Raw genomic sequence first — 25,160 nt, 5'->3', positions numbered from 1 at the left:
CGGCGCGATCGTCTCCTGCACACTGCGTTCGAACCTCGCCAGATCGGGGGGTATCGGGATTGTCGCAATCGGATGGTGCGACCGGCCCTGGCGTCATGAACCTGATAAGGAGACTTGGAATGGAGAAGAGATTATTGGCGGTGGCGGTCGCCGGAGCGCTCGCCGCGCCAGCCATCGCGTTCGCACAGAGCACGGTGCAGATCTACGGTCGGATGACCTATGAGTGGGGCCGTGCCGATCAAGGGCCCGACCGGCCGGACCTCGACTTCTCCGATGGGCCGGGCGGCAGCGCGATCGGCTTCAAGGGCGTCGAGCAACTCGGTGGTGGCCTGTCGGCCTGGTTCCAGTGCGAAAGCTCGGCCGACATCACCGGTTTCGACACCTCCAGCATCTGTACCCGCAACAGCGCGGTCGGCTTCCGCGGCGGGTTCGGCAACGTCTTCGCCGGCAAGTGGGATACCCCCATGAAGCGCGCGCTAGGCTTGGGGACCGTCGGTGCGGAGGCAACCGGTATCCTGGGCATGTCCTTTCTGCCGTTCGGCGGCGCGGGCGGCACGGATATTTCCGATGTAGGCGTCAACAGCTTGACGCGCCATCGCTGGAAGCGGCGTGAATCCAATTTGATGACGTACGAAACCCCGAAGTTCGGCGGCTTCCAGGTGATGGGTGCGGTTACCGGGGCCAACCGGACTTCCACCGCCAACGACAATGTCGATCCGAATAATCAACAGGCGCGCCTGTGGTCGCTTGCAGGCACTTATGTCAACGGCCCCCTCGGAATCGGTCTGGCCTACGAGAGACACAACGAAGTAGGTTTTGGCCAGACGCCCGCAGGGACACAGGATCTGGACGACCGGGCGTGGGGTGCCTCCGTGGGCTATCGCTTCGGCCCGGTTCGCGTCGGCGCTACCTATCTGGATTCCAAGTACGAAACCGGTCCTGGGATAGAGTTGAAGAAGAAGAGCTGGACGATCGGTGCGGACTGGAGGGTTGGAGGCCCGCATATGCTATCGGTACAGTACGCGAGTATTGGCGATTCGAAGGGCAACAGCCCGATCGGGGTCGGCGGAACGTCGAACGGCTCGGTTGCCGCAAGCGGCGGCGACACCGGCGGCGATGCCTGGTCGCTCGGTTACACGTACGCCTTCTCCAAACGAACGACCGTGAGGCTTGGCTACGTCCGGGTCGACAACGACTCGAACACCAACACATACCGGGTCGGAAATACCGCGAACCTGCTCGACGACGGCGAGAACACGGACGGCTGGGCATTCCTCGTAAAGCACAATTTCTAACCGAAGCCGAACTGCATTCGTTTGGACGGGCGCCAGCGAGCGCCCGTTTTTCCGCGCGTCCGGGCCATCGGGCCTCGATCGGTCTGCCGTGCATCCCTGCGCACGCGTAGCGTTGGCCCCCTACGGGCGTTCGTTCGCCAGATTCGAGTAAAGCGCCTCCAAAGCCCGGGTGAAGCCGGTGGAGTCGAATAGCGCCGATGCATCTTGCGCCTGCGCTACCCGGCTACGGACCGATTCGGCAAACGCGGCCTCGGTGGCAAAGCGCCTGGCGAGGCGCTCGTACCCGGCGAGATCGCGTGTGATCAGGTCCGCCAACCCGGCGCTCGTAAGCAGGCTGCCGGATACGCGCGAGGCAAAGGTCTCGCCGCACAAGCCCACGGCAGGGCAGCCGCACCACAACGCGTCGCTCAAGGTGGTGTGCGATGTATAGGGAAAGGTATCGAGAGCGAGCTCGGCAACGCGGTAACGCGCCAGATGCTCGGCATTCGGCAGCTTCGGCGCGAATACCAGGCGTTCGACTTCGACGCCGCTGGCCTGCGCGAGCTCGGATAGATTGCGCTTTGCCTGCGGGTAGCTTTCGAGCAGCCACAGCACGCCCCCGGGAACGGCGCGAAGCAGCCGCATCCAGACCGCGAACACTTCGGGCGTGATCTTGTAGGTCTGATTGAAGCAGCAGAAGACGAATCCGGCATCCGGCAACCCATAGTCGCGCCGCGATCGCGGTTCCTCGACCGCGCGCTTGCGATCGTTCGGCTGATAGCAATATGGCAGACGCAGGACGCGCTCCGAGTAGCCGCGCTCGCTCTCTGGCGGTATGACGAAAGCATCGGCGATCACGCCATCGATGAACGACGCGCCGGTCGTGCCGGGGTATCCCAACCAGGTGAGTTGCACCCTGCACGGCCGGCGCGCCAGGATCGTGAGGCGATCGCCCACGGTGTAGCCCTTGAGATCGACCAGGATGTCGAGCGCATCGTCGCGCAGGCGCTGCGCCGCCACGTCGTCGGGCTCGCGCGCGATGTCGATGAAATGCTCGCACGCGCCCTGCAGCCGCCTTCGCATCGGGCTCGCGTCGGCGGGCCCGTACGAGTAGGCGAATATCTCGAAGCGCTGCCGTTCGTGCTGCTCGAGCACTTCCGCGATCAGGTAGGCGGTGGCGTGCTCCTGCAAATCCGAGGAGAGATAGCCGATGCGCAGACGATCGCGGCGTGGCGGGGCGGGTGCTGCCGAAGTGCGACGCGTGATCGGCCCGAAGCGCGCTGCCGCCCAGCGCGTGACGTAGTCGAATTGCTCCTGCGCCTCTAGCGGCTCGCACAAAAGCCAGAACGGCCGGCCCGCGAGCTCGCCACGGTCGATGGCCGCCTTGGTTTCGTCCCACGCCGCCGTCCATCGGCCCCAGTCGCACGCATGCCGCAAGAGGTAAGTCAGCATGCCCAACAGATCGCTATTCCGGGTGCGCGCATAACCGCGCTCGAGCACGCCGATCGACTCGTCCAGGCGACTGCGCACGAGCGCCACGTTCGCAGCCGTGGTGTACGCCTCGGCGATGTCGCCGTTCAGCTCGATCGCACGCCGGGCAGCGGCCTGCGCTTGGTCGAGATCGCCGCGCTCGAACAGGCTGCCGGCCAGCGCGCAATGTGCGTTCGCATTGCCGGGCTCGACTTGCAACACGGCCTGCAGGTGCTCGATCGCTTCGTCCAGGCGGCCCATGGCGAGACAGACCGACGCCAGGCCCTCGTGGGCGGCAACCAGGTCCGGCGCGATCCTCAATGCCGCGAGGTAATGCGCTCGCGCTCTCTCGCTCAGGCCTTGCAACGCGAGGGTATGCGCGAGCTCGCTCATCGCGTTGGCGTGAGCCGGGTCCAGTGCGATCGCTCGCGCCAGGCGCTCGGCCGCCTCGTCCAAAGCGAATTGCTTCTGCAGAACGATACCCAGATTCACCATCGCGTCGACGAATCGAGGCGACTTGGCGAGCGCCTGCTCGAACCATCGCCGAGCCGCCGTCCAGTCCTCGTCTCGCAAGGCGAGGACGCCGAGATTGAACTCCGCTTCAGCGCTCGCCGGGGCAAGCTGCATGGCGGCCTGGAAGCATTCGCGGGCGGCCGCGCGCTCGCCCGTATCGGCCAGCGCGCGACCCAGGTTCACTCGCGCATCGGCGTCCTGCGGCGCGATCGCGACCGCGCGGCGCAACGGGGCCAAGGCATCGCCGGGCCGACTCTGCTCGAGCATGGCGATACCGAGGCGCATGAACACCGTCGCAGGCGCTCCCGCCAATCGAGCCGCTTTCGCCAGTACCGCTTCCGCCTCGGCATACCGGCCGAGGAGCAGATGCGCGAGGCCGAGCGTCTCCAGCGCGGCGCCGCTTTCTGGATCGACCGACAGTGCGCGCTCTAGCGTTGCAATCGCCTCGGCGGCGCGATGCTGCGAAAGCTGCGCGGTACCGAGCAGGTACAGCGCCTCCGGATTGCGCGGCGCCTTGCGCAGAACCTGCTCGCACAACGCAGCCGCAGCGGCCGCGTCCCCGGTGTGCAAGCACTTTTCGGCTTGCCGCAGCTGGCGAAACAATACAGTGGACATCGTGCAGCCGATCGCGTGTTGCCCGGATGATATAGCAACCGCTTGCCGCGGCTCGCGAGCTGCCAACGCTGCCGCGATGGAACGTTCGTTCGCGTTGGCGCGTCATCGATGCCGGCGGTAAGAGAGCACCGATGGTAAGCCCGGGTCGATTGTTGCCCGGGCTCGACGGGGCTCCTACAATCCGCGAGCGGCGGCGGTCGCTTCGCCCTCCCGATCGCTCGCGGCTCGCGCTGGCGCAGCAGCTTGCGCCGGTAAACGGGGCGCGCCTCGCGTCCGCGCGACGAGCAAGCGCCGAACCGAGTTCCATCCCGGCCGCGCCAGGGCGCAACGAGTCAGTCAGTCATGCCCGAAGTCGAGGAAAAGCGCCCGCGCCTGCAGGAGAACCTGCAGCAGGTCATCGAGCTTCTGCGCGGTCACGAGGCTGCGGACGAGCTCGCTCGCGAGTCCGACGAAGGGCCGGTGGCGGCCGCTGCCGCGCGTGCGGCGGGGGAGAGTCTTGCCGAGTTGCAGGCGACGCTGGAGGAGATGCACCCGGCGGATGTCGCCCACATCCTCGAAGCGCTGCCGCTCGATCAGCGCCTGATCGCCTGGGACCTGGTCCGTCAGGATCGCGACGGCGAGATCCTGCTGGAAGTCTCCGACGCCGTGCGCGAGTCGCTGATCGCGCACATGGAGACCGACGAGCTGATCGCCGCGACCGGACAGCTCGATGCCGACGAGATCGCCGACCTCGCACCGGATCTTCCGCCGGAGGTCATGGACGATGTGCTCCGGTCCCTGTCGGTGGAGGAGCGCGAGCAGCTGCGCGCGGCGCTGTCCTACCCCGAGGAGTCGGTCGGCGCGCTCATGGACTTCGACATGATCGGCGTGCGCGACGACGTGACGGTCGAAGTCGTCCTGCGCTACCTGCGCCGGCACGAGGAGCTCCCGGACCACACCGACCAGCTGTTCATCGTCGATCGGGCCGAGCGCCTTAAAGGTTTCCTGCCGGTGAATCGACTATTGGTGAGCGCTCCGGACACCCTTGTCGGCGACATCATGTCGACCGAGGACATGGTGACGCTGCGCCCGGAGCAGGATGCGCGGGAAGCCGCGCTCGCCTTCGAGCGTTACGACCTCGTCTCCGCCGCGGTGGTCGACCGCGCGGGCAAGCTGCTGGCGCGCGTGACGGTCGATGCGGTGGTCGATTTCATCCGCAGCCGCAGCGAAAGCGAGATGCTGTCGGCGGGCGGCTTGCGCGAGGACGAGGATCTGTTCGCCCCGGTGTGGGCGAGCCTGCGCAACCGCTGGACGTGGCTCGCCGTGAACCTCGTGACAGCCTTCGTCGCTTCGCGCGTGATCGGTGTGTTCGAAGGCTCGATCGAAAAGCTGGTGGCCCTGGCGGCGCTGATGCCGATCATCGCCGGCATCGGCGGCAATTCGGGCAACCAGACGATCACGATGATCGTGCGCGGATTGGCGCTGGGCCAGGTGACCAGCGACAACGCCCGGGCGCTGCTGGTGAAGGAGTTCCTGGTCGCGCTGGTGAACGGTTTGATCTGGGGTGCCGTGGTGGGCTTGTTCGCCTTCGTGATCTACCATAACTGGCAGCTCGGTCTGGTGATGATGGGTGCGATGCTGCTCAACATGATGCTTGCCGCCGTCATGGGATTTGCCATCCCGATGACCATGCACAAGCTGGGACGCGATCCGGCGATCGGGTCGAGCGTGATGATCACCGCGATCACGGACAGCAGCGGATTTTTCATCTTTCTGGGATTGGCGACCGTGTTCCTGGTGTAGACGCATGCCGACCCCACGCTTCGCACCCGAGGCACGGCGATGCCGTGGCACGGGCCACATGTCCCACCTGTTCGATCGTCGCCTCCGGCGGAGCTCACCATGACCGTGCTGAAACCGAACGCTATCCGGCCCTCGGAGATCACGCCGCAAAGCGTTTACGCGCAGCGCCGGCGCTTCATCCGCGGCTGCGCCGGCGCCCTTGCCTCGGCCGCTTTGCCGGCCTGGATCTCCGAATCGGCGGCGCAGACGGGCGCGAAGTTCGCCGGTTTGCGCAAGAGTGCGTACTCCACCGAGGAGACGCTCAATACCTTCAAGGAGATCAGCACCTACATCAACTTCTACGAATTCGGCACCGACAAGACCTCCCCGGTGCAGCGATCGCAAAGCCTGCGCACGCGCCCATGGACGGTGGCGATCGAGGGCGCGGTCAAGCGGCCGCGCACCTTCGGCATCGAGGAGTTGCTGCAACTGGCGCCGCTGGAGGAGCGCATCTACCGGCTGCGCTGCGTCGAAGCCTGGTCGATGGTGATCCCCTGGGTCGGCTATCCGCTGGCCGAGCTGATCAGGAAGGTCGAGCCGACCGGCAACGCCAAGTTCGTCGAGTTCGTCACGCTGCTCGATGTCTCGCAGATGCCCGGCCAGCGCCTGCCGGTGCTGGAATGGCCCTACGTCGAGGGGCTGCGCATGGACGAGGCGATGCATCCGCTCACCTTGCTCACCTTCGGCTTGTACGGGCAGGTGCTGCCGAACCAGAACGGCGCGCCGGTGCGCATGGTGGTGCCGTGGAAGTACGGCTTCAAGAGCGCGAAGTCGATCGTCAAGATCCGCTTCGTCGACAAAGAGCCGGTCAACTCGTGGCAAAAGTCGGCCGCGCACGAGTACGGCTTCTACTCCAACGTGAACCCGAACGTCGACCATCCACGCTGGAGCCAGGCGCGCGAGCGCCGCATCGGCGAGTTCTTCAAGCGCCCGACCTTGCCCTTCAACGGCTACGCCGAGCAAGTCGCGAGCCTCTACAGCGCAATGGACCTGAAGAAGCTCTATTGATCGCCCAGCGGCCGGCGTCCTTGCGCCACATCGAAAACGTGACGTTCCGGCGCATCCGCGCGGGCGTCTTCCTGCTCTGCCTGGCGCCGCTCGCGCGGCTCGTGGTGCTTGGCTCGAGCGACGGCCTGACGGCGAACCCGATCGAGTTCATCACCCGCTCCACCGGCACGTGGACGCTCGTTTTCCTTCTGATCACGCTCGCGGTGACGCCGCTACGCCGCGCGCTCGGCTGGGCGTGGCTGCTGCGGCTGCGCCGGATGCTGGGCCTCTATGCCTTCTTCTACGGCTGCCTGCACCTCACGACTTATGTCTGGCTCGACCAGTTCTTCGATCCGGTCGCGATCGCGCGCGATATCGTGAAGCGCCCGTTCATCACCATGGGCTTCACCGCCTTCGTGCTGATGCTGCCGCTGGCGCTCACCTCGACCCATGCCATGGTGCGGCGCCTGGGGGCGGCGCGCTGGCAGCGTCTGCACCGGCTGGTCTACGCGGTGAGCGTCGCCGGGGTCGTTCACTACTGGTGGCTGGTGAAGCGCGACGTGACCCAGCCGCTCATCTATGCGCTGCTGCTCGCCGTATTGCTGCTGCTGCGGGTGGGATACTGGATCGGCGCGGCTCGAGGGCGGGAAGCGAAGCGCGGTGCGGCATGAAGAGAGCAAGAGCGGGCACACAGCGCGTCGTCGATGACTGTGCTTTGCGAGAATTCGCAACGGGCGGGTGACGTTGTAGAGCGGCCCCAGAAGCAAAAAAGGCGGGAGCACGAATGCTCACCGCCTTATGCTGCTAGCGGGAGTCTTGCTCCCGCCTTTTCTTTACACTTTCTTCTTGGCTGCTTTCTTCGCAGGCTTCTTCGCTGCCTTCTTCGCTGGCTTCTTGGCCATTCTCATCTCCTTACGAGGTTGCTGTTCAGTACGAGCTCGTGACCCGCACCGCCAAGCTTTCCATTCGACTTTGCATGCATCGCTTCGTCGTTGTATCCACTCATGACGAGAGGATGGATGCTTGGTGAGCGCATTCTATGCCAGATTTAGATCAAAATACAACAGCCTCGTCAAGTTTTTTGCGCGCGCATCGCGCTGCGCGTCATCGATGCGACAGTCGCCTCGCAGCGAATGCGATGCGCACGCGTGCCGCGGCTAGAGCATGCGACGCGCGCGCCGTCGCTCACTCAATCGGGAAGAAACGATTCGCGCGCGTACAGCTCGGCGATGCTCTCGCGGGCGCGAACGAGATGGACGCGATCGCCGTCGACGATCACCTCGGCAGCGCGCGGGCGCGAGTTGTAGTTCGAGCTCATGCTCATGCCGTAGGCGCCGGCCGAGAGCACGGCGATCAGATCGTCCGCCTCCACCGAGAGCATGCGATCGCGGCCGATGAAGTCTCCGCTCTCGCAGACCGGGCCGACCACCTGGCACAGCCGCGCCGCCTCGGAGCTGCGGCGGTTGAGCGGACGGATCTCGTGCCAGGCATCGTAGAGCGCAGGGCGGATCAGATCGTTCATCGCCGCATCCACGACCGCGAAGCAGCGCTCCGGCGTTACCTTCAGGTACTCGACGCGGGTGAGCAGGAGGCCCGCGTTGCCCACCATGGAGCGGCCCGGCTCGACCATGATGCGCAGGCGCCGCTCTCCCAGCCGTGCAGTCAGCGCGTGCACATACTGCTCGATGCTGGGCGGGTCGTCCTCGGGTCGATAGCGGATTCCGAGCCCGCCGCCCACGTCGAGGTGCTCGATGGCGATGCCTTCCGAGCGCAGCGCATCGGCGAGCGCGAGCACCCGCTCCAGCGCGGCCGCGAACGGGGCGGCCGTCGTGAGCTGCGAGCCGATGTGGCAATCGATGCCCGCGATATGCAACCCCGGCAACCGGCTTGCCTTGCGATAGAGCGCGAGAGCCTGTTCGTGCGGGATGCCGAACTTGTCCTGCCGCAGGCCGGTGGAGATGTACGGATGGGTGCGCGCGTCCACGTCGGGGTTCACGCGCAGGCTCACGTTGGCGCTGCAGCCGCAGCCGGCGGCGAGCTGCGACAGGCGATCGAGCTCGGCCTCGGACTCGACGTTGAAGCAGTGGATGCGCGCGGCCAGCGCCTGCTCGATCCCGGCGCGGCTCTTGCCGACGCCCGAGAACACGATCCGCGACGGATCCGCCCCGGTTGCCAGCACGCGCGCGAGCTCGCCGCCGGAAACGATATCGAAGCCGCTGCCCAGGTCGTTGAAGAGCTTGAGGATGGCGAGATTCGAGTTGGCCTTCACCGCGTACAGGATGCGATGGTCGCGAGCGCCGAACGCGCGCCGGTACTGGTCGAACGCGTCCACCAGCGCGGCCTTCGAGTACACGTAGCAGGGCGTGCCGAATCGCTGCGCGATCGTGTCGAGCGCGACGCCTTCGACCGCGTGCTCGCCTTGCCGGTCGGTGAGCAGCGTCACGAGGATCTGCCCGGTTCGGTCGCCGGTGCGGGCGGCACGGGTTTCGCCGGCTGCTTCTGCGCCGGCTTGTCCGTGGGCAGGTAAAGCGGGCCTTTCAAGCCGCAGCCGCACAGGCAGGCGGCCACGATCAGGCTCAACACGATGCGTCGCATCTGCGGGGTCTTTCGTCGGTCGATTGTGGGTTGACTATAGCAGCGCTTTCGGCCGCGAAACCATGGCCTGAATCAGCGTTTACTCAGGTTTTTACGTGAGGCAATACGTGGCCGCAAACGACGCGCCGTGTCGGTACCCGCCGCGTCAGCGCTGCGAGGCCGCGCTACCGGTGATGCGCGCCATCTCGCGTTCGATCCAGTCTGCCACGTTCCGATTCAGCGCGTCGGCCTTCACGCCCTCGCATGCGATCGGTTCCCCGATGCTCACCGTGACCGTCCCCGGATACTTGATGAAGCCGTTCTTGGGCCACAACTCCCCGGCATTGTGCGCGACCGGAACCACGGCGACGCGGGTACGGCATGCGAGCCACGCGCCTCCGGCCTGGAACGACGTGCGGCTGCCGGGCGCAACACGCGTTCCTTCGGGAAAGATCACGATCCAGAAGCCCTGGGCGAGGCGATCCTTGCCTTGCTCCAGCAACCGGCGCAGCGTCTGGCTCGGCGCCGCGCGCTTTACCGTGATCGGTGAGAGCGTTGCCAGCCCCCAGCCGAAAAACGGAATCCACAGCAAGCCCCGCTTCAACACCAGCACTTGCGGCGGCAGCAGCACCTGGAATGCGAGCGTCTCCCAGGCCGACTGATGTTTCGAGAGCACGATGTACGGCCCGTCCTGGGGAACACGACCCTGTATTCGATAGCGGATGCCGCACACAGCGCGGGCGAGGGCGATGACGACATGCGACCAGGAGGTGACGATGCGATAGCGTATGTGCGCCGGTAGCGGCAGCACCAGCCACGATGCCAAGGCGTAGGGCGGCGTGATGAGCACCACGAGCACGGCGAACAGGGTGGAGCGCACGATTACGCCGAGCCTCGGTCGCTGCTGCAGCGGGATCGTGCGCTCGGCGGACGGATCATGCGCTGCGCTCACGTCCGGCGAGCGCATCGGTGCACGCGGCTTGAGATCGGGCTGCATGCGGGCCAAAGAGACTCCGCTTGCTTCAGCCGGCCAGGTGCCGGGCGAAGTCGGCCAGGTCGTCGAACACCTGCGTATGCGGCGGCAGGTCGCCTTCCTTGAGCGTGATCCTGCCCTTGCCGGTCGTGACCAGGACCGGAGCTGCTCCGACTTCGTGCGCGGCCTGCAGGTCACGCAGCGCATCGCCGACCGCAGGTACGTCCTTCAGATCCGAATTGAAGCGCCGGCCAATCTCGCGCAGCATCCCGGCCTTGGGCTTGCGGCAGTCGCAGTGGGCGTCGGCCGCGTGCGGGCAGTAGAACACGGCGTCGATGCGGCCGCCGACCTGCGCCAGGGTACGGGTCATCTTGTCGTTGATGGCGTTGAAAGCCGCCATGTCGAGCAGTCCGCGGCCGATACCGGACTGATTGGTTGCGACCACGACCCGGTAGCCGCGCTGGTTGAGCATTGCAATTGCTTCCGGGCTCCCCGGTATCGCACGCCACTCCTCCGGGGTCTTGATGAAGCGGTCGCTGTCTAAATTGATGACCCCGTCACGGTCCAGAACGATCAGCTTCATGCCGGCAACCTGGAGATGTTGGCCACGCAATTGAGCAGATGGTTGAGCGCGTTCAAGAGCGCAAACCGGTTGTTGCGCAGCGCCGAATCGGGCACCACCACGCGCACATCGGTGAAGAACCGGTCCACCGGGTCGCGCAAATGGGCGAGCGCGCTCAATGCCGCGGCGAACTCGCGCCGTTCAACCTGCGACTCGACGTCGGGCTTCATTCGCGTCAGGGCCGCGTAGAGCGCCTTTTCGGCCGGCTCTTGCAGCAGCGCTTCCGATACGCCCTGACCGAGCTCCACGACTTTCTCCTTCGCCACGATGTTGCGCGAGCGCTTGTTCGCTTCGATCAGGCTCGCCGACTCGGGCAGCGCGCGGAAGCGGCGGATCGCATCGAGCCGCGGCAACAGCTGATTCAACGGCAGGTTATGGGTGCGATAGAGATCCAGCACCGACTCGATCTCCTCGGGCGCATAGCCGCGCTCGTTGAGGTAGCCCACCGAGCGATCGAGAACGAATCCGACCAGATCGGACACGACGTTTTGGTCGAGCGCCACTGCGTGCTGGAAGCCCTCGCGCGCGAGCGCGAGCAGATCGTAGAGCGCGAGCGGCAGGTCGTATTCGATCAGGATGCGCAGCAGCCCCAGGGCATGGCGGCGCAGCGCAAACGGATCGCGATCGCCGCTCGGGACGAGTCCGATGCCGTAGATCCCGACCAGGATGTCGAGCTTGTCTGCGAGTGCCAGGACGGCGGGTGCACCTCGCGCCGGCAAGGCGTCCGCTGCGAAGCGCGGCCGGTAATGCTGCTCGATCGCCTGGCCGACTTCGGGCGAGTCGCCTGCGTGGATCGCGTAGTAGCGCCCCATGATGCCCTGCAGTTCGGGAAACTCGCCCACCATGCCGGTCGCGAGGTCCGCCTTGCACAGGAGCGCGGCGCGGTCCACGACCATGGGATCGACGCCCAGGCGCGAGGCGATGCGTCCGGCAGCCGAGCGCAGCCGCTCCACCCGCTCGCGCTGCGAGCCGAGCTTGTTGTGATACACCATGCGCTCGAGCTCGGGCAGGCGCTGTTCGAGCGGGACCTTGCGGTCCTGCTCGTAGAAGAAGCGCGCGTCGGCGAGCCGCGGCCGCACCACCCGCTGATTGCCATCCACGATGGCGACGGCGTCGTCGAGACGCATGTTGGCGACGATCAGGAAGGCGTTGAGCAGGTTGCCGCTAGGGTCGAGAAGCGGAAAGTACTTCTGGTTCTGACGCATCGTCAGCATCAGGCACTCGTGCGGCACCTGCAGGAATTCGGCCTCGAAGCGACCGACGTAGACGCTGGGATGCTCCACCAGCGCGGTCACTTCGTCGAGCAGGCTCTCCGGATCGGCTAGCACCGCATCGAGCTCTTGCGCCCGGGCTGTGATCTGGGATGCGATCTCGGCGCGCCGCTCGGCAAAGCTCGCGATCACCTTGCCGTCCTCGCGCAGCCGCTGCTCGTAGTCGTTCGCATGCGCGAGCACGATATCGCGCCGGCCCTGGAAGCGATGACCCCGGGTGGTGTTGCCGGCTGCGATGTCGAGCACCTGGCCGGGAACGACGCGGCTGCCGTGCAGCAGCACCAGGCCGTGCACGGGACGAACGAACTGCGCCTCGCCCGCGCCCCAGCGCATCAGCTTGGGGATCGGCAGCTTCTTCAGCGCCTCCGCGAGCAGCGCCGGTAAGTGCGCGTCGAGTGATTCGCCCGCCCGCCGGGAGCGAAACGCCCAGTATTCGGCCTTGCCATCCTGGACGTGCTCCAGCGCCTCGACCGCCACGCCGCAGGAGCGCGCGAATCCCGCCAGCGCGGCCGTGGGTTTGCCGGCGGCATCGTGCGCGGCCTGCACCGAGGGTCCCTTGCGCACGACCTCCCGGTCCTCCTGCCGGCCGCGGACCTGCGGGTAGCGTACGGCGAGGCGCCGCGGCGTGGCGAACACAACCGGCTCCGCGGCATCGGGCGCAACAAAGCCGGCCGCCTGCAACCCGACCCGCAGTTGCTCGGCAAGCGCTTCCGAGAGCCGGCGCAGCGCCTTCGGCGGCAGCTCTTCGCACAACAGCTCGACCAGCAGGGCTTCGGTGGTCATCGCTTATCGGCCGTCAGCATCGGAAACCCCAGCCGCTCCCGCGCCTCGTAGTAGCTCTTCGCGACCGCCCGTGCGAGTGCGCGCACCCGGGCGATATAGGCGGCGCGCTCGGTCACCGAAATGGCGCCACGAGCGTCGAGCAGGTTGAAGGTATGCGAACACTTCATGACCAGCTCGTAACCGGGGAGCGGCAGCCCCTGCTCGAGCAGGCGCATGGCCTGCGCTTCGTAGTCGGCGAACTGCCGGAAGAGCCAGTCGGCGTCCGCCAGTTCGAAGTTGTAACGCGACTGCTCGATCTCGTTCTGGTGGTACACATCGCCGTAGCTCACGCCCGGCGTCCATACCAGGTCGTAGACGCTGTCCTTGCCTTGCAGGTACATCGCAAGGCGCTCCAAGCCGTAGGTGATCTCGCCGGAAACCGGATGGCAGACGAGCCCGCCCACCTCCTGGAAGTACGTGAACTGCGTGACTTCCATCCCGTTCAGCCATACTTCCCAGCCCAGCCCCCAGGCGCCGAGCGTGGGCGATTCCCAATCGTCCTCGACGAAGCGGACGTCGTTGCGGCCGAGATCGACCCCCAGCGCCGCCAGCGAGCCGAGATAGAGATCCTGAAAGGCCGCCGGCGACGGCTTCATGATGACCTGGTACTGGTAATAGTGTTGCAGGCGGTTGGGATTCTCGCCGTAGCGCCCGTCCTTCGGCCGGCGCGAGGGCTGCACGTAGGCGGCATTCCAGGGCTCGGGCCCGATAGCGCGCAGAAAGGTCGCGGTATGGAAGGTGCCCGCGCCGACCTCCATGTCGTAGGGCTGCAGCAGCGCGCAGCCTTGTGCATCCCAGTACTGCTGCAGGCTGAGGATGATCTGCTGGAAGCTCGGCGTGTCGAATCGATCGGACATGAGCAGGCGATTGCGGGCGTCGTGCTGGCGGAAGCGGCACACTTGCAAAGAAGAGCCGAATTCTACCGGGTTCGCCGCGGCTGCGGCCTAACGAAGCTGTAGAAAAACGCCGCGGTTGTGCAAGGCGTTCAATCGCGCACTCGCCTGGGTTTGCGCACGAATCCGGCGAGCAGGAACACGGCGGCAAGGCCCAACGCCGGCGCATTGCCGAAGCGAACGTAAGGCGTCGCACCCGTGTGTCCCCGCACCTCGGCCTCCACGGTTGCGTTGCGAAACGTTAACGCCACGTGGGTCACGCGCCCTGTTGGCGCCACCACTGCCGTCATGCCGGTGTTGGTAGCGCGCAGCATAGGACGGCCGGTTTCGATCGCTCGCATCTGTGCGATCTGCAGGTGCTGCCTGGGCGCGATCGAATCGCCGAACCAGGCAACGTTGCTCACGTTGACGAGCAGTGTCGCCTCGGGCAACTGGCGGATGATTTCCTCGCCGAACACGTCCTCGTAGCAGATGTTCACCGCCACGCGCTGGCCCGCGACCGCAAGCGGACGCTGGGTCGGCGTGCCGCGAGAAAAATCGGTGAGCGGGATGGCCATCGCCTCCACCACCGGCGCGAGCAGCGGCCGCAACGGGATGAACTCTCCGAACGGCACCAGGTGCGACTTGCGGTACACCTGCGAGGGCGAGGCGCCGATGCTCACGACACTGTTGTAGTAGCCACCGTCGCCGCGCTCCGGCAGGCCGAAGAGCACGTCGGCGCCATGGGCCTTCGCATGCGCGTCCACCGCTTGCAGGAATTCTTGCGGCACATCCCGCAGGAACATCGGCAGCGCGGTTTCGGGCAGGATGATGAGCTGCGCCGAGGACGCGAGGATCATGCGCTGGTACAAGCGCAGCGTCACGGCGACCTGCTCCGGGCGCCATTTGATGCTTTGGGCGACGTTGCCCTGCAGCAGGCTCACCCGCACGGGTTCGCCGGCCGGTTCGGTCCAGGTATTCGCCTTGAGCCCGGCGGCAACAACCCACAGCAGCGCAGTCACGGCGAGCGGTCGCCAGTCGGGATTGCGCCAGCCGTCCGCGAACACATGCAGCGCGAGACCGGCGCTGGCGACGAGCGCGAGGCCGACACCGTGTACGCCCAGCACCGGCGCTATGCCGACCAGTGGACTCTCGGCGGCCTGAGAGTAGCCGATGCCGAGCCAGGGAAAGCCCGTGAAGAGCCAGCCGCGGACCCACTCGGTGAGGACCCACGCGCCCGGGAACACGACACAGCGTCGCAGCCAATCGGAGCGGGTGCGGACGGCGACGCTCGAGGCAAGCGCCGGGTAGAGCGCCAGGTACGCGCAGAACAATAGCGTGACGCCTGCGGCGAGCGGCGCGGGCATCGCGCCGAAGTCGTGCAGGCTCACATAGACCCACGACACGCCCGCAAGAAAGAAGCCGAGCCCGAAGGCAAAGCCGAGCTTGAAGGCGGCGCCCGGCGCGGCCGCCCGCTCGGCAAGGCGCAACAGCCATGCGAGCGTGACGACCGGCAGCAGGAAAATCTCGAACGGCGCGAATCCGCCGACCGTGCCCAGGCCGAGAGCGAACGCCGCGGCAAGCGGTTTCCAGCGCACCGCTGCCATCGATCAGGCGCCGGCGAAATCCGCGGACGGCGCCGCCGCGCGCTTGCAGCGCGCACTCCGCCTGGGAGCCGCGAGGGCGCCGGAGCTACTCGCGTGCATCCTCGGCGCCCGGGTCGTCCGGAAGGCGTTCCACTTCCAGCAGATGCAGCCGCCGGCTGTCGGCGCGCAGGACGTTGAACAGCAGGTTGTCGATGCGGATCGATTCGCCGCGCTTGGGCAGCCGGCCGAAGCGGTTGATGACCAATCCGCCCACGGTATCGAAGTCCTCGTCGTCGAAGTGGCAGCCCAGCGCGGCGTTGAAGTCGCGGATCTCGGTCAGGGCCTTGACCCGGTACTGTCCGGGCTTGTCCTGCACCATGTTGTCGTCGGCTTCGTCGTAGTCGTGCTCGTCCTCGATCTCGCCCACGATCTGCTCCAGCACGTCCTCGATCGTGAGCAGTCCCGCCACGCCACCGTACTCATCCACGACCATCGCCATGTGATTGCGATTGGCGCGAAACTCCTTCAGCAGCACGTTCAACCGCTTCGATTCGGGAATGAACACGGCCGGGCGCAGCATGTCGCGGACGTTGAACTCCTCCTCGCCGGCGTAGTAGCGCAGCAGGTCCTTGGCGAGCAGGATGCCGATCACGTCGTCCTTGTTCTCGTTGATCACCGGAAAGCGCGAGTGGCCGCTTTGGATCACCAGCGGGATGAAGCGATCGGGGGATTCCTTGACGTCGATCACTTCCATCTGCGAGCGCGGCACCATGATGTCGCGCGCCTGCAGCTCGGAGACCTGCAGCACGCCCTCGATCATCGACAGCGCGTCGGCGTCGAGCAGATTGCGCTGAAACGACGAGTGCAGCAGCGATACGAGCTGCTGGCGATCGCCCGGCTCGCGCATCAGCAATGCGCCCAGGCGGTCGAGAAGACTGTGTCTCGGTGAAGTCGCCATGGGCTTTGTCGTTGCGGCTGCGAACCCGATCAGCATGCGGGACGATACGGATCGGGATAGCCCAATCGTTTCAGTATCGCGCTCTCGCGTGCTTCCATGGCCGCCGCATCGCGGCTGGCGATGTGATCGTGCCCCTGCAGGTGCAGCATGCCGTGGACGACCAGATGCGCGTAATGCGCCTCCAGCGCGATTGCGCCCGCACGCGCTTCGCGCTCGACCACGGGCGCGCATAGCGCGATATCGCCCGCGAGCCGCGGCCGGTCGTCGTAGACGAAGGTGAGCACGTTGGTAGCGTAGCGGCGGCCGCGAAAGCGCTGGTTGAGGCTCCGTCCCTCGCGCCCGTCCACGATACGCAAGGTTACGCGTGCATCGCGCTCCAGTGCGGCCTGGGCCCACGCGCGCAGCTTCCGGCGCGACGGGATTGCGGCTGCCTTGCACGCGAGCTGGAGCGTGAACACGAGCTTTCTAGTCCTGCGGCTTGTCGGTGTGCGGGCGGTGCGTTTCGTAGGCATTGACTATGCGCTGCACCAGCGGATGACGAACGACGTCGACGCTTTCGAACAATGTGAACGCGATGCCCTTGACATCCGCGAGCACCTCGCGCGCCTCCACCAGGCCGCTCTTCTGCCCGCGCGCGAGATCGATCTGGGTAACATCGCCGGTGATCACCGCCTTAGTGCCGAAACCCATGCGGGTCAGGAACATCTTCATCTGCTCGGGCGTGGTGTTTTGCGCTTCGTCGAGGATGATAAAGGAATGGTTGAGCGTGCGCCCGCGCATGAACGCGAGCGGTGCAATCTCGATCGTGCTGCGCTCGAACAGCCGCCCGACCTTGTCGAAGCCCATCAGGTCGTACAGCGCGTCGTAGAGCGGGCGCAGATAGGGGTCGACCTTCTGCGCCATGTCGCCGGGCAGAAAGCCCAGGCGCTCGCCCGCCTCCACGGCGGGGCGCACCAGCACGATGCGCTTGACGCGGTCGCGCTCCAGTGCGTCGACCGCGCAGGCGACTGCAAGATAGGTCTTGCCCGTGCCGGCCGGCCCGATGCTGAACGTGATGTCGTAAGTCTGGATGTTCTGCAGGTACTGCACCTGCCGAGGCGTGCGCCCGCGCAGATCGCCCTTGCGCGTGAGCAAGGGCGCGATCTCGTTCGCCTCGGCCGCGGGCATTTGCTGGCGCACTTCGACCAGGCCCAGCTGGATGTCATCCGGGCTCACGTGCTCTCCGGCTTGCGCATACAGCCGTTCGAGCGCCTGCGCGCCTTGCGCGGTTCGTTCGGGTGCGCCGGAAAGCAGGAAGCGTTCACCACGGCGGGTGATGGAGATGTCGAGTGCCGACTCGATCGATCGCAGATTTTCGTCCAGTGCGCCGCACAGGTTGGCAAGGCGCTGGTTATCGACGGGGGTGAAGCTGATCTCGACGGACTTCGCTCTCAATGACGAACGAGCAGGAGAAAATGTTGTGACGATTGTCGGGCATTTCGCCGCGGCCAGCAAGCGCGCGGCCGGGACGCGGAATCGCATGCGCCGTGCCCGAATTCGAGCGTTATGCCGTAAGCAAGCGCCCGCGCAGAGAATGCGGCAACGCCTGCGTGATCTCGACATCGGCGAAGCGGCCGAGAAGGCGCTCGGGCCCGGCGAAATTGACCACCCGGTTGTTGTCGGTGCGCCCGCTCAATTCGCGCGCATCCTTGCGGGCATGCGAATCGATCAGCACGCGCTGGCGCGTGCCGACCATAGCTGCTCCGATCGCCTGCGCCTGCTGCTCGATCAGTGCCTGCAGGCGTTGCAGCCGCGCAAGCTTGGTGGCCTGCGGTGTGTCGTCGTGGAAGTTTGCTGCCGGCGTGCCGGGACGCGCGCTGAACACGAAGCTGAAGCTCGCATCGAAGCCGACCTCTTCCACCAGGCGAACGGTGGCTTCGAAGTCGGCCTCGGTTTCGCCGGGAAAGCCGACGATGAAATCCGAAGAAAGCGATAGATCGGCGCGCACGGCGCGCAGCCTGCGTACGATCGACTTGTACTCGAGCGCGCTATAGCCGCGCTTCATAGCGGCGAGGATCCGGTCCGAGCCGCATTGCACCGGCAAATGCACGTGGCTCACGAGCTGCGGGACCGCCGCGTAGGCATCGATCAGGCGTTGCGTGAATTCCTTCGGATGCGAGGTGGTGAAGCGGATGCGATCGATGCCCGGAATTTCCGCGACGTACTCGAGCAGCAGGGCGAAATCGCCGAGCCCGCCGTCGGTTAGTCGCCCTCGCCAGGCGTTGACGTTCTGGCCGAGCAGCGTCACTTCCTTCACGTCCTGCTGAGCGAGCACTGCGACTTCGGTCAGCACGTCGTCAAGCGGGCGCGAGACCTCCTCGCCGCGGGTATACGGCACGACGCAGAATGTGCAGTATTTGCTGCAGCCTTCCATGATGGAGACGAATGCGGCTACGCCCTCGACCCGCGCGGGTGGCAGCGCGTCGAATTTCTCGATCTCGGGAAACGAGATGTCGACTTGCGCCTTGCCGGTGCGAATGCGCTCGTCGATCAATGCGGGCAGCCGATGCAGCGTTTGCGGGCCGAACACCAGGTCGACGTAGGGCGCGCGCGCGACGATTTGCGCGCCCTCCTGGCTCGCCACGCATCCGCCCACGCCGATCAGCAACCCCGGACGCGAACGCTTCAGATGCTTGACGCGGCCCAGGTCGTGGAACACTTTTTCTTGCGCCTTCTCCCGCACCGAGCAGGTGTTGAAGAGAATTACGTCGGCCTCACCGGGGTCGTCGGTGGGCTCCATTCCACGCGCAGCGTGCAGCACGTCTGCCATCTTGTCCGAGTCGTACTCGTTCATCTGGCAGCCGAAGGTGCGAATGAAGACTTTGCTCGTCATGAAGGCGCTAGCGCCGGGCCGCGTCCAGTCTCTGCTGTTCCTGCGCGTTGAGCAGGTAGATGCGCATCACCGACCCGGTCTGATCGATCGTATAGACCACGTCGGCTTTCGCCGGCAGGAAGCCGGGCGTTATGGTGCGGTTGTTGATGTCGAAGATCACTGCACCGGGGGCGAGCCGGCGCACCTCGCCGCCAATGACCACGAACGGGCTCTGGTAGCCGGTGAGCTCGGCGCGCTTGGCGTTTGCGGGCAGCGTGCGTAGCTGCGAATAAGCCTGCCCGGGATCGAGCGCGAGCCAGATGCCCAGGATCAGCCCCGCCAGCAGGTTTGCGAGTCGGTCGAAAGCCATAGAGAATCAGGAATTTGTTTCGGGCACATTATAGCCCGGCCGACGGCGGGCGGTTTGGCCGCGCTGCGACAGGCGACGAGCTGTGGTTGGTAGTGATGGAGGGACTCGAACCCTCAACCTCCACATTATGAGTGTGGCGCTCTAACCGGTTGAGCTACATCACCCGATATGCCGCCGCACGCGCATCGAGCCGGACGCGCGCGGGGCTCGTATTATGGCATGAATCGTGTGCTCGGCCAGGCAAAGGGGCGTGAGCGCATTGCCTCACATTGAAGGTAACCGAAGTCGATAGTGCGAGGGATTCGAACCGCTCATCGCGAACGCTGCACCGCCTGGCGGTGGTGGTTACAGCGGCAACCGGGCCGGTCGTAAACTGCCGATTGCGTACGGTGTAAGGAGCAACATTGCAAGGCAAGACTGCGGATTCGGATAGCGCACGGGCTGCAGTTGAATGCGACGTGCTCGTGATCGGTGCCGGCCTGGTGGGCGCCGGCTTCGCGAGAGCATTGCGCTCGAGCGGTTTGCGCACGCTGCTGCTCGATGCCGAGGTTCCCGCCGAGCCCTCGCAAGACGGCGGGGACAGCCGAATCTATGCGATCAGCCCGGGTTCGAAAGACTTCCTCGACCAGTGCGGTGCGTGGGGACGCATTGCGTCCGAGCGCATTGCCTGCGTCGAAGCCATGCAGGTTTTCGGCGATGCGCAAGGCGCCGAGATCATCTTCAGCGCCTACGACTGTGCGATCCCGGAGCTGTGCTACATCGTCGAGGGCCGCGAAATTCAGCAGGCATTGGCGGCGGCGAACGCCGAACCGGGCGGCCCCGCTCGGCTGTTCGGCCATTCGCCGGTCGCCCTGGCGCTGGGCGAGGAGGGCGTGCTGGTCGATCTCGCCGACGGCCGATCGATCGATGCGCGGCTCGTGGTCGGCGCCGACGGAATGAATTCGTGGGTGCGCGAAATGGCGGGTATGGAGCACAGCGTGCGCGCCTACGGCCAGCAGGGTGTGGTCGCCAATTTCGAAACCGAGCTCGGCCACGAATCGATCGCGCGCCAGTGGTTCGTCTCTGGAGGCGTGGTTGCCTTGCTGCCCTTGCCCGGGAACCGCGTGTCGCTGGTCTGGTCTACCTCGGACGCTCACGCCGCGCGTCTGCTGGCGCACGAACCGCACGATTTCGAACACGAGGTCGCGACCGCCTGCCGTCATGCCTTAGGCGCTATGCGCCTGGTGACGTTGCCCCGATCTTTTCCCTTGCACCTATTGCGGGTCGCGCAGACCGTGCGCCCGCGCCTGGCGCTGCTCGGCGATGCCGCGCACGTGGTCCATCCGCTTGCCGGGCAGGGCTTGAATCTCGGCTTCCAGGATGCGTGCGAGCTGGCCCGCGTGCTACGCGAACGCGGACCGCAGGACGATTGCGGCGACCACCGGCTGCTGCGCCGCTATGCGCGCGCGCGCCGTGAGACGGTCGCGGCGATGCAGTGGACCACGGACGGACTGCAGCGGCTGTTTGCCACGCGCGCATACGGCGCAAGCTGGCTGCGCAACACGGGGCTGCAGTTCACCAATGCAATCGTGCCCCTGAAGAATATTCTCATCGAGCACGCGCTCGCTTGAAGGGCGCGGCATAAGGAGCCTGAGTTGAAACGATCGTTCGTGTGGGCCTGTATGTTTGCGGCGTTGGTGGCAAGCGGGATCGCGAGCGCCAACGAAGCCGAGGTGCGCAAGAACATGCAGGCGCGCTATCCCGGCATTGCCGTCGAAAGCGTCGTCCGCACTCCGCTGCCGGGCATCTACGAGGTGTTCGCCAACGGCGTCATCATCTACACCGACAAGGACGTGAGCTACATCATCGCGGAAGGCCGCATGGTGGATGTCAAGACCCGCACCGACCTCACCGCCGAGCGGCTGCGCAAGCTGCAGGCGATCCCGTTCGATTCGCTGCCGCTGCAGCAATCGTTCAAGGTCGTGCGCGGCAACGGCAAGCGCAAGCTCGCCTACTTCACCGATCCGAATTGTCCCTATTGCAAGCGCCTCGAGCAGGAGCTCGTGAACGTCAAGGACGTGACGCTGCACGTCTTCCTGCTTCCCATACTGTCCAACGACTCGGTGGAGAAGGCGCGCGCGGTCTGGTGTTCGAAGGATCGCGCCAAGGCGTGGACCGATCTCATGCTGAAGGACATCGCGCCCAAGGCGGCGGCGAACTGCGACGCGCCGCTGGAAAAACTGGTGCAGTATGGTCAGGACAAAGGCATCAAGGGCACGCCGACCTTGATTTTCGCCGACGGCAGCCGCGTACCGGGCACGCTGCCCGCCGCCGATCTCAGCAAGCTGCTCGATTTGGCGAGCCAGTCGGGGCGTCCCGGCAACTGACGGGTCATCAAGCCTCATGGCGCGGATCGCGTGGGATGCAAGCTTCGATGCCGATACGGCCCGGCGCCTTGCGTTTGCCCTGGCGCTCTCGGCCGTATTGCATGCCGCGGTGATCCTGGCGATTCGGGCCGGGCCACCGGACATCCCGATGGCACCCGGGATGCCGATCGAGGCGCGGATCGAGCCGGCCGAGCCGGAGCCGGCAGCGTCCGCCTTGGCGTCGATGCAGGCAGTGGCCGAAAGCCCGGCCACGAGCTTCCGCGCCGCGTCGCAGACGGCGCCCGCGCACGAACCGCTGGTGACGGCGAGCGCGTCGGCGCCGCTCGGGAATGACCGGGCCAGCAACGCCGCAGTCGGTGCGCAAGCGCCGCTTGCCGCCGATTCGACCTACTATGCCATCACCGCGCTCGATCGCCCGCCCGCGCCCTTGACTCGGCCGGACGCCTGCTACCCGCACGGCGCAACCGGCGAAGTGACCTACGAGCTCATGATCGACGAGGTGGGGACCGTCAACCAGGCCACCGTGCTCGCGGTCAAGCCGGTCGGGCTTTTCACGGCGGCAGCCACCGAGCTGTGCAGCGCGCTCAAGTTTTCGCCGGCCATCAAGGATGGGCGCACGGTGCGCAGCCGCGTACGCTTCGTCGTCGGTCCCGGGTAGCGCCAGTGAGCTTCCCGGGTGAGGGGGGCGTTGCGAGCTTCCCGGGCGAGGGGCCCCGCTTGCGGGGATCGACCGCAAAGCGAGCAACGCCGGCCACCGACGGTTTGGCGGTTCGTCTGCCGCTGCGGTTCGGAGGTGGACCCACGCAGTGGGGATCGACCGCAAAGCGAATCGGCGCAGCCGCCGACACCCTGACGGTTCATATACGCTGAACGATCGGAGGCGGCGCCGTGAGCTTGCCGGACGATGCATATACGTTGGCCGATCGCAGGCGGCTATCGAGCGTTCCCAATTTCATGTCACGCTCGTCCCTCACCCCCAACCCCTCTCCCGGGGGGAGAGGGGAGCGTCGTGTCCGTATTGGACTGTCGTCCAATACGGAACGATCAATAGTTCGGCAGTAGGCGCTCGGGCGAAACGCCGAGCGGCAACAGCACCCACATGCGGCCGCTTTGGCGCATGCGTCCGGCCTGCACGCCGGCCTGGTCGCCATGGCCCCAGAAGTAATCGCCGCGAATCGGACCGCGAATCGCGCTGCCCGCATCCTGCGCCATCACCAGCCGCTGCAACGGACGTTGCGTATTCGGCCAGGTCGTCGCCAGATACACCGGCGCGCCGAGCGGGACATGGCGTGGATCGACGGCGAGCGAGCGGCCGGCGCTGACCGGCACGCCGAGCGCTCCGAGCGGCCCGGGCAAGTCCGACGCGAGCTCGCGAAAGAAGACGTAGCTCGCGTTGTGCTGCAGCACCTCGGGCAGCTTGTCGGGATTCTTTCGTGCCCACTCCTTGATCGCCTGCATCGACGCCTTGTCGGGCGCAAGCTCGCCACGGTCGATCAGGAACCGGCCGATGGAGCGATACGGATACCCGTTCTGGTCGCCGTAGCCGATCCGCACCCGCTCGCCACTATCCAGACGGATCTGGCCGGAGCCTTGCACTTGCAGGAAGAACAGGTCGATCGGATCGTCCACCCAGTAGAGCACCTCGGCGTCGAACGGCGCCTGCCCGTTTTCGATCTGCGCGCGCGAGTAGTAGGGCACCACGCGCCGGCCTTCGAGGCGCCCGCGCACGCGCCGTCCCTTGAGCTCGGGGTGCAGCTCGGACAGGTCGACCACGAGCAAATCGTCGGGTACGCCATACAGCGGAAAGCGATACCGCGCGGAGGGTTTGCGGCTGCCGTGCAGCAGCGGCTCGTAGTAACCGGTGATGAGCCCTCGATCGCCGCCTTGTTCGTTGAGCGCGCGGTACGGAAGAAAATGCGCTTCGAAATAGCGCCGGGCGGCCGCAGGACTCGCACGCGGCACCTTGCGGGCCGCCATACACGCAGCACGCCAAGCCTCGCGCGTGGCCAAGGCTTCGCATCCGCGCACGAAGGCGGCCAGTGCCGAGGCATGGTCGTCACGCTTCCACCCGGGCAGATCGTCGAATCCGGCAGCAGCGAACGCGGACGATTTCGTCGTCGTACCGGGCTCCGCCGGTTGCGCGAGCGGCGGCGGCGTCGGCGCGACCGGTTCGCCGCCCGGTTCCGTGACCGGGCGCTTCGCAGCCGGCGGCGCTTTTGGCGCGCCCGGTTCGCCGGCCGGGGGTTTCGGCGCCGGTTCGCTCGCGGGCGGCTGCATGCTGCAGGCGGTGCCAACCAGCGCGAACAGCAGTACGAGCAAACGCAAGCCCGATTGGCTTGTGCGCGCGGATCGACTAAAGTGCCGGCTCGCGCGGCGCACGCTTGCGCCGAGCTTGCCTTCCACCAACGACAACCGTCCTCGCTCATCGACCATGTGGGTCATTGCCCTCGAAGCCTTCGTTGCGCTCTGCCTGCTGGCGCTGATCGTCTGGCTCACCATGGGTTCGTCGCGGCGGCGCGAAGAAGATTCCCCGCCGCAGCTCGGGCACGACAAGGACGGGCACGGCAAGGACAGCGAGGACAAGCGCTAGCCCGGAACATTGCTCAGGCGGCGTTCTTGCGCAGCACGATGCGGCGAAACCAGCCGCCCGCCAGCGCCGGTTGGTCGCTGGCCACGTGCAATTCCGGCACGCGCGCCAGCACGTCCTCGAACACGACATCGAGCCGCGTTGCGATCCGGCCGGCGAGCGGGCTCATCAGTCGCCGTAACGGAGCCGGGCGCGACGGGGCGAGAAACTTGTCGAGCACGAGCAGCGTGCCGCCGGGGCGCGTGACCCGCGCCGCCTCCGCCAGCACCGATGCGGGCTCGCCGACCACCGCCACGATCAGATGCAGGATGACGAGGTCGAACGCTCCCGCTTCGAAAGGCAGGCGCGTACTGTCTGCGCGGGCCAGCGCACAGTCGAGACCCTGCGTTCGCGGCAGCGCGCGCATGAGCATCGCTGCCACGAGATCGGTTGCGACATAGCGATGGCAGGTCGGTACATGGCGCAGGTCGAGCCCCGTGCCCACGCCGCTCAAGAGAATCTGCAAGCGCCCGCTGGCCGGAATACTGGCGAGGCTTGCGTGCCGGGCGGCCGCCAGCGGTGCGGCCACGACTGCGTCGTAGAACGGGGCGATCCAGCGATACGAAGTCGAAAGCTTCACGCCTCTCGC

Annotated in this window: 22 protein-coding genes, 1 tRNA gene and 1 pseudogene; 7 read left to right on the top strand and 17 right to left on the bottom strand. The window is 66.2% G+C overall.

Annotation, left to right across the window (positions count from 1 at the left end; genetic code table 11):
• Window positions 1-95 precede the first annotated feature (95 nt).
• Window positions 96-1,295 (top strand): porin, encoded by a 1,200-nt coding sequence (locus GEV05_05250; GenBank protein ID MPZ42807.1) that lies wholly within the window; start codon window positions 96-98, stop codon window positions 1,293-1,295.
• Window positions 1,296-1,415: 120 nt separating this feature from the next.
• Here GEV05_05250 and GEV05_05245 read toward each other — a convergent pair whose 3' ends face one another.
• Window positions 1,416-3,872: a tetratricopeptide repeat protein gene (locus GEV05_05245; GenBank protein ID MPZ42806.1), complete on the bottom strand. Its 2,457-nt coding sequence runs from the start codon at window positions 3,870-3,872 to the stop codon at window positions 1,416-1,418.
• A gap of 342 nt (window positions 3,873-4,214) precedes the next feature.
• On the opposite strand from GEV05_05245, the gene mgtE reads away from it, so the two are divergent.
• From mgtE to GEV05_05230, 3 genes are all read left to right on the top strand, one after another.
• Window positions 4,215-5,654, top strand: a complete 1,440-nt coding sequence (mgtE, locus tag GEV05_05240; GenBank protein MPZ42805.1) for a magnesium transporter — start codon at window positions 4,215-4,217, stop codon at window positions 5,652-5,654.
• Window positions 5,655-5,753: 99 nt separating this feature from the next.
• The gene (msrP, locus tag GEV05_05235; protein MPZ42804.1) at window positions 5,754-6,701 is read left to right on the top strand and encodes a protein-methionine-sulfoxide reductase catalytic subunit MsrP; all 948 of its coding nucleotides are present in this window, start codon (window positions 5,754-5,756) and stop codon (window positions 6,699-6,701) included.
• Window positions 6,702-6,721: 20 nt separating this feature from the next.
• Window positions 6,722-7,351, top strand: a complete 630-nt coding sequence (locus GEV05_05230; GenBank protein MPZ42803.1) for a sulfoxide reductase heme-binding subunit YedZ — start codon at window positions 6,722-6,724, stop codon at window positions 7,349-7,351.
• Between the two features lie 162 nt (window positions 7,352-7,513).
• Here the strand turns inward: GEV05_05230 and GEV05_05225 are convergent.
• The 14 genes and pseudogenes from GEV05_05225 to GEV05_05160 form a co-directional block, all read right to left on the bottom strand.
• Window positions 7,514-7,576: pseudogene (locus GEV05_05225) on the bottom strand (DNA-directed RNA polymerase subunit L).
• Window positions 7,577-7,869: 293 nt separating this feature from the next.
• A complete protein-coding gene (gene lysA, locus GEV05_05220; GenBank protein MPZ42802.1) occupies window positions 7,870-9,123 on the bottom strand; it encodes a diaminopimelate decarboxylase in 1,254 nt (417 codons plus the stop codon).
• Window positions 9,120-9,275 carry a sugar transporter gene (locus GEV05_05215; protein MPZ42801.1) on the bottom strand — a complete coding sequence of 52 codons (156 nt, stop codon included), beginning with the start codon at window positions 9,273-9,275 and terminating at the stop codon, window positions 9,120-9,122. The genes lysA and GEV05_05215 overlap by 4 nt, the downstream gene beginning before the upstream one ends.
• A gap of 145 nt (window positions 9,276-9,420) precedes the next feature.
• Complete coding sequence (locus GEV05_05210; GenBank protein ID MPZ42800.1) at window positions 9,421-10,221, bottom strand: 1-acyl-sn-glycerol-3-phosphate acyltransferase; 801 nt, start codon at window positions 10,219-10,221, stop codon at window positions 9,421-9,423.
• 55 nt (window positions 10,222-10,276) lie between these two features.
• Window positions 10,277-10,810 carry a D-glycero-beta-D-manno-heptose 1,7-bisphosphate 7-phosphatase gene (gene gmhB / locus GEV05_05205; GenBank protein MPZ42799.1) on the bottom strand — a complete coding sequence of 178 codons (534 nt, stop codon included), beginning with the start codon at window positions 10,808-10,810 and terminating at the stop codon, window positions 10,277-10,279.
• On the bottom strand, window positions 10,807-12,903 hold the full coding sequence (locus GEV05_05200) for a glycine--tRNA ligase subunit beta (protein MPZ42798.1): 2,097 nt from the start codon (window positions 12,901-12,903) through the stop codon (window positions 10,807-10,809). Before GEV05_05200 ends, gmhB begins: the two co-directional genes overlap by 4 nt.
• Window positions 12,900-13,799, bottom strand: coding sequence for a glycine--tRNA ligase subunit alpha (gene glyQ / locus GEV05_05195; GenBank protein MPZ42797.1), 900 nt, complete (start codon window positions 13,797-13,799; stop codon window positions 12,900-12,902). Before glyQ ends, GEV05_05200 begins: the two co-directional genes overlap by 4 nt.
• Before the next feature lie 128 nt (window positions 13,800-13,927).
• Window positions 13,928-15,421 (bottom strand): apolipoprotein N-acyltransferase, encoded by a 1,494-nt coding sequence (gene lnt, locus GEV05_05190; GenBank protein MPZ42796.1) that lies wholly within the window; start codon window positions 15,419-15,421, stop codon window positions 13,928-13,930.
• Window positions 15,422-15,506: 85 nt separating this feature from the next.
• Window positions 15,507-16,394, bottom strand: a complete 888-nt coding sequence (locus GEV05_05185; GenBank protein ID MPZ42795.1) for a CBS domain-containing protein — start codon at window positions 16,392-16,394, stop codon at window positions 15,507-15,509.
• The gene (gene ybeY / locus GEV05_05180) at window positions 16,388-16,870 is read right to left on the bottom strand and encodes an rRNA maturation RNase YbeY (protein ID MPZ42794.1); all 483 of its coding nucleotides are present in this window, start codon (window positions 16,868-16,870) and stop codon (window positions 16,388-16,390) included. Before ybeY ends, GEV05_05185 begins: the two co-directional genes overlap by 7 nt.
• Window positions 16,824-17,879 carry an AAA family ATPase gene (locus GEV05_05175; protein MPZ42793.1) on the bottom strand — a complete coding sequence of 352 codons (1,056 nt, stop codon included), beginning with the start codon at window positions 17,877-17,879 and terminating at the stop codon, window positions 16,824-16,826. Before GEV05_05175 ends, ybeY begins: the two co-directional genes overlap by 47 nt.
• Window positions 17,880-17,901: 22 nt before the next feature.
• Window positions 17,902-19,230: a tRNA (N6-isopentenyl adenosine(37)-C2)-methylthiotransferase MiaB gene (miaB, locus tag GEV05_05170; protein ID MPZ42792.1), complete on the bottom strand. Its 1,329-nt coding sequence runs from the start codon at window positions 19,228-19,230 to the stop codon at window positions 17,902-17,904.
• Window positions 19,231-19,237: 7 nt separating this feature from the next.
• Window positions 19,238-19,579 (bottom strand): hypothetical protein, encoded by a 342-nt coding sequence (locus GEV05_05165; GenBank protein MPZ42791.1) that lies wholly within the window; start codon window positions 19,577-19,579, stop codon window positions 19,238-19,240.
• Window positions 19,580-19,666: 87 nt separating this feature from the next.
• Window positions 19,667-19,743 (bottom strand) — tRNA-Met (locus GEV05_05160).
• A 240-nt stretch (window positions 19,744-19,983) separates the two neighbouring features.
• Between GEV05_05160 and GEV05_05155 the strand changes: the two genes are divergently transcribed.
• From GEV05_05155 to GEV05_05145, 3 genes are read left to right on the top strand one after another with little or no spacing between them, the layout of a single operon-like run.
• A complete protein-coding gene (locus tag GEV05_05155; GenBank protein MPZ42790.1) occupies window positions 19,984-21,189 on the top strand; it encodes a UbiH/UbiF family hydroxylase in 1,206 nt (401 codons plus the stop codon).
• 51 nt (window positions 21,190-21,240) lie between these two features.
• Window positions 21,241-21,945, top strand: a complete 705-nt coding sequence (locus tag GEV05_05150) for a thioredoxin fold domain-containing protein (GenBank protein MPZ42789.1) — start codon at window positions 21,241-21,243, stop codon at window positions 21,943-21,945.
• A gap of 16 nt (window positions 21,946-21,961) precedes the next feature.
• A complete protein-coding gene (locus tag GEV05_05145) occupies window positions 21,962-22,603 on the top strand; it encodes a hypothetical protein (GenBank protein ID MPZ42788.1) in 642 nt (213 codons plus the stop codon).
• 386 nt (window positions 22,604-22,989) lie between these two features.
• Here GEV05_05145 and GEV05_05140 read toward each other — a convergent pair whose 3' ends face one another.
• Window positions 22,990-24,378, bottom strand: coding sequence for a transglycosylase (locus GEV05_05140; GenBank protein MPZ42787.1), 1,389 nt, complete (start codon window positions 24,376-24,378; stop codon window positions 22,990-22,992).
• A gap of 170 nt (window positions 24,379-24,548) precedes the next feature.
• Complete coding sequence (locus tag GEV05_05135; GenBank protein MPZ42786.1) at window positions 24,549-25,151, bottom strand: methyltransferase domain-containing protein; 603 nt, start codon at window positions 25,149-25,151, stop codon at window positions 24,549-24,551.
• Window positions 25,152-25,160: the final 9 nt, after the last annotated feature.

The organism is Betaproteobacteria bacterium, from assembly GCA_009377585.1.
Lineage (GTDB): Bacteria > Pseudomonadota > Gammaproteobacteria > Burkholderiales > WYBJ01 > WYBJ01.
The sequence above is the reverse complement of the archived record's forward strand: the minus strand, read 5'-3'. Positions and strand labels throughout refer to the sequence as shown.

Excerpts from the sequence above, each read along its gene's own strand:
- GEV05_05245 (MPZ42806.1), bottom strand. The coding sequence starts at position 3,872 with ATGTCCACTGTATTGTTTCGCCAGCTGCGGCAAGCCGAAAAGTGCTTG.
- GEV05_05210 (MPZ42800.1), bottom strand. The coding sequence starts at position 10,221 with ATGCGCTCGCCGGACGTGAGCGCAGCGCATGATCCGTCCGCCGAGCGC.
- GEV05_05140 (MPZ42787.1), bottom strand. The coding sequence starts at position 24,378 with ATGGTCGATGAGCGAGGACGGTTGTCGTTGGTGGAAGGCAAGCTCGGC.
- ybeY (MPZ42794.1), bottom strand. The coding sequence starts at position 16,870 with ATGCCTACGAAACGCACCGCCCGCACACCGACAAGCCGCAGGACTAGA.
- GEV05_05145 (MPZ42788.1), top strand. The coding sequence starts at position 21,962 with ATGGCGCGGATCGCGTGGGATGCAAGCTTCGATGCCGATACGGCCCGG.
- msrP (MPZ42804.1), top strand. The coding sequence starts at position 5,754 with ATGACCGTGCTGAAACCGAACGCTATCCGGCCCTCGGAGATCACGCCG.
- GEV05_05200 (MPZ42798.1), bottom strand. The coding sequence starts at position 12,903 with ATGACCACCGAAGCCCTGCTGGTCGAGCTGTTGTGCGAAGAGCTGCCG.
- glyQ (MPZ42797.1), bottom strand. The coding sequence starts at position 13,799 with ATGTCCGATCGATTCGACACGCCGAGCTTCCAGCAGATCATCCTCAGC.
- GEV05_05165 (MPZ42791.1), bottom strand. The coding sequence starts at position 19,579 with ATGGCTTTCGACCGACTCGCAAACCTGCTGGCGGGGCTGATCCTGGGC.
- miaB (MPZ42792.1), bottom strand. The coding sequence starts at position 19,230 with ATGACGAGCAAAGTCTTCATTCGCACCTTCGGCTGCCAGATGAACGAG.
- GEV05_05250 (MPZ42807.1), top strand. The coding sequence starts at position 96 with ATGAACCTGATAAGGAGACTTGGAATGGAGAAGAGATTATTGGCGGTG.
- gmhB (MPZ42799.1), bottom strand. The coding sequence starts at position 10,810 with ATGAAGCTGATCGTTCTGGACCGTGACGGGGTCATCAATTTAGACAGC.
- mgtE (MPZ42805.1), top strand. The coding sequence starts at position 4,215 with ATGCCCGAAGTCGAGGAAAAGCGCCCGCGCCTGCAGGAGAACCTGCAG.
- GEV05_05215 (MPZ42801.1), bottom strand. The coding sequence starts at position 9,275 with ATGCGACGCATCGTGTTGAGCCTGATCGTGGCCGCCTGCCTGTGCGGC.
- GEV05_05185 (MPZ42795.1), bottom strand. The coding sequence starts at position 16,394 with ATGCTGATCGGGTTCGCAGCCGCAACGACAAAGCCCATGGCGACTTCA.
- GEV05_05150 (MPZ42789.1), top strand. The coding sequence starts at position 21,241 with ATGTTTGCGGCGTTGGTGGCAAGCGGGATCGCGAGCGCCAACGAAGCC.
- lnt (MPZ42796.1), bottom strand. The coding sequence starts at position 15,421 with ATGGCAGCGGTGCGCTGGAAACCGCTTGCCGCGGCGTTCGCTCTCGGC.
- GEV05_05175 (MPZ42793.1), bottom strand. The coding sequence starts at position 17,879 with ATGCGATTCCGCGTCCCGGCCGCGCGCTTGCTGGCCGCGGCGAAATGC.